The following is a 3,113-nucleotide window of genomic DNA, read 5'->3' as shown; positions in this document are numbered from 1 at the left end:
GTCCACGCCGCGGCGGTGAACCTGCTCGATTCCAAGGTCAAAACCGGAGAGTTCAAGCTGATCCTGCCCTATCGCCGGCCGTTCATCCTGGGTCACGACGTGGCCGGGAGGGTTGTCCGCGTGGGATCGAAAGTCCGCAAGTTCAAACTCGGCGACGACGTCTATGCGCGGCCGCGCGATGGCCGGATCGGGACGTTCGCCGAGTTCATAGCCATGGATGAAGCCGACGTGGCCCTGAAGCCCGGGAACCTCAGCATGGAGGAGGCGGCCTCGATCCCGCTGGTCGGCCTGACCGCCTGGCAGGCGCTCATCGAAAGGGCCAGCCTGAAGAGGGGACAGAAGGTCTTCATTCAAGCCGGATCCGGCGGCGTGGGGACATTCGCCATCCAACTGGCAAAGCATCTCGGCGCGACCGTTGCGACCACCGCCAGCGCGGCGAGTGCCGGTCTGGTCAAGGGGCTCGGCGCCGATGTCGTCGTCGACTACAGGAAAGACGATTTCGAAAAAGTCCTGTCGGGCTACGACGTCGTCTTGAACAGCCAGGACGCCAAGACACTTGAAAAGTCACTGAATGTGCTGAAACCGGGAGGCAAGCTCATCTCCATCTCCGGCCCACCGGATCCGGACTTCGCCAGGGAAAAGGGACTGAACATGGTGCTGAGGCTGGTGCTTCGCCTGCTGAGCCGCGGTATTCGAGCGAGAGCCAAGCGCCGTGGCGTGACGTTCTCGTTTCTCTTCATGTGGGCGCAGGGCGAGCAGTTGAGCAAGATCGCATCGCTCATCGAAGCCGGCGCGATCCGCCCGGTCGTCGATCGGGTCTTTCCCTTCGAGGCGACCAACGAGGCGCTGGCCTATGTCGAAACAGGACGCGCCAAGGGCAAGGTCGTCATCAAGGTCCGATAGCAACTCAGCTGCGATCGAGGTCAGCCGCGCCGGGCTGCATCGATCGCCGCGACGTCGATCTTCGTCATCTCCATCATTGCATCAAAGGCGCGTTTGGCTTCCTCGCCGCCGGCCGCCATGGCCTCGGTCAACGTGCGCGGCGTGATTTGCCAGGACACGCCCCATTTGTCCTTGCACCAGCCGCACGCGCTCTCCTGGCCGCCATTGCCGACGATGGCGTTCCAGTAGCGGTCGGTTTCCTGCTGATCGTCGGTGGCGATCTGGAACGAGAAGGCCTCGCTCTGCTTGAATGTGGAGCCGCCGTTCAATCCGATGCAGGGAATGCCGGCAACGGTAAATTCGACCGTCAACACGTCGCCTTTCTTGCCGGACGGAAAGTCGCTCGGCGCACGGTGAACGGCGCCCACCCTGGTGTCGGGAAAGGTCTCCGCGTAGAAGCGAGCCGCAGCCTCGGCGTCCTTGTCGAACCAGAGGCAAATCGTGTTCTTTGGCATCGTTGGCATTGCGTGTTCCTTTCGGTGTTGGGGTCGGCGGAGGTCAGCCCAGCAAATTACGTGCCGTGCGCATGAAGATCCTTGACCCGATCGGGATCAGGTCGTCGGGAAAGTCATAGTCGGGATTGTGCAAGGCAGGGTGCCGCTCGCCTGCACCGAGGAAGAACATCGCCGACTTGGCACTGTGGCCGAACAGGCCGAAATCTTCAGAGGCGCGCATCGGCAGGGCTTCTTCGCCGTGCGCGACGCCCTCTTCATCAAGTGCGCGCCGCAGATGCTCCACCGCGTCCGGCGCGTTGACGCTGGCGACGAAGATCTCGTGATAGTCCCAGCGGACGGAAAGGCGATGCTCGCCCGCGATCCTGGCGACCAGTGCTTCGGCAGCAGCGCACAGGTTTGCCATGCGCTCGTCACGCCGGGTGCGCAGCGTGGCCCACACCTCGGCGTGAGCCGGCGAGATGCCGAACACGGCTTCGCCCATCGCGGCATGGGTGACCGTCAGCATGGAGAAGCCGTCGTCGGCGAAGGTCCCGCGCCCGAGCGCCGGCAGCGCCGGCATCAGCTCACTGATCGCCAGCATCGGCGAAATGCCGGTCTCCGGCATGGACGAATGGGCGGTCTTGCCCTCCAGCACGATGCGCATGCCGCGTGAAGCACAGTTGACCACGCCGGCTTTGAGCCGCACCTCGCCAAATGGCACGCCGGGCAGGTTGTGCAATGAGAAAGCGAAATCCGGCGCGATCTCGCCGAAGCGCGGATCGGCGACGACACCTGCCGCGCCATTGCCGGTTTCCTCCGCCGGCTGGAACATCAGCACGACGCGGCCGCTTGCAGGCCTTTCGCGCCCCAACTGACGGCCGAGGGATGCCAGGATCGCGGTGTGTCCGTCATGGCCGCACATATGCGACTTGCCCGGCACGCGCGACGAATGCGGTACGCCTGAAAGTTCTTCGATAGGCAAGGCATCGAGTTCCGATCGGAACAGCACCGTCGGCCCCGCTTTGCCGCTGTCATATATGGCCGCGACGCCGTGCCCGCCGAGTTGTGTCAGCACCTTGTGCGGCCCCGTATCGGCGAGGAAGGCGACAACCTCCCTTGCCGTCTTCTCCTCTTCATTCGAGATTTCCGGGGCCTGGTGCAGCTGGCGCCGCCACGCCGTTAACTCGACGATGTCTCGGTTGGTCAGAGTCATGCCTTTTTAGCCTCCGCTGCATCCTTCATTGACACGCCCAGTCACAGGGGGTGTCGATGATGAATTGCTAGCGATAAAGGGCAGTTCCCGCCACAGTCCAAGTTTCAGGCTTCGGCAGGCCAGAAACGACCCGTTCTCCCGGCCACCCCCCAGCCTATTGATTGATTTCGGGTTCGACGAGCTTTGCCAGATTTCTGAGCGACTCCTGCCAGCCGAGATAGCAGGCCTCGACCGGAATGACGTCCGGAATGCCGGCCTGGGTGATGTCGATTTCGGTGCCGACCGACACTTTTTTCAAGATCACGGTGACCCGGATCTCGCCGGGCAGATTGGGATCGTCGAACCTGTCGGTGTAGAGCAGGCGCTCGCCCGGGACGAGTTCGAGGTACTCGCCGCCGAAGGAATGGCTGTCGCCCGTGGTGAAATTGCGGAACGACATCTTGAACGTGCCGCCGACCTTTGCCTCGAAATTATGAACCGTGCAGGTGAAGCCGTTTGGCGGAAGCCACTTGGCCAGCGCGTCC

At 63.0% G+C, this 3,113-nt stretch carries 4 protein-coding genes; 1 reads left to right on the top strand and 3 read right to left on the bottom strand.

All coding sequences use genetic code 11. The features are described from left to right. Positions 1 to 903 (top strand): NADP-dependent oxidoreductase (locus tag EN984_RS24985; protein WP_164765627.1); only part of this gene is annotated, 903 nt, incomplete at its 5' end. Between the two features lie 20 nt (positions 904 to 923). Here EN984_RS24985 and EN984_RS24980 read toward each other — a convergent pair. From EN984_RS24980 to EN984_RS24970, 3 genes are all read right to left on the bottom strand, one after another. Further along, positions 924 to 1,397, bottom strand: a complete 474-nt coding sequence (locus EN984_RS24980) for a VOC family protein (protein WP_174800353.1) — start codon at positions 1,395 to 1,397, stop codon at positions 924 to 926. Between the two features lie 43 nt (positions 1,398 to 1,440). After that, positions 1,441 to 2,589, bottom strand: coding sequence for an amidohydrolase (locus tag EN984_RS24975; protein ID WP_127272573.1), 1,149 nt, complete (start codon positions 2,587 to 2,589; stop codon positions 1,441 to 1,443). 154 nt (positions 2,590 to 2,743) lie between these two features. Next, a partial coding sequence (locus EN984_RS24970; protein WP_245480111.1) for an SRPBCC family protein occupies positions 2,744 to 3,113 on the bottom strand: 370 nt, incomplete at its 5' end.

It is taken from the genome of Mesorhizobium sp. M7A.F.Ca.CA.004.12.1.1, assembly GCF_003997835.1.
Classification (GTDB): Bacteria; Pseudomonadota; Alphaproteobacteria; order Rhizobiales; family Rhizobiaceae; genus Mesorhizobium.
The sequence above is the reverse complement of the archived record's forward strand: the minus strand, read 5'-3'. Positions and strand labels throughout refer to the sequence as shown.

Excerpts from the sequence above, each read along its gene's own strand:
- EN984_RS24980 (WP_174800353.1), bottom strand. The coding sequence starts at position 1,397 with ATGCCAAAGAACACGATTTGCCTCTGGTTCGACAAGGACGCCGAGGCT.
- EN984_RS24975 (WP_127272573.1), bottom strand. The coding sequence starts at position 2,589 with ATGACTCTGACCAACCGAGACATCGTCGAGTTAACGGCGTGGCGGCGC.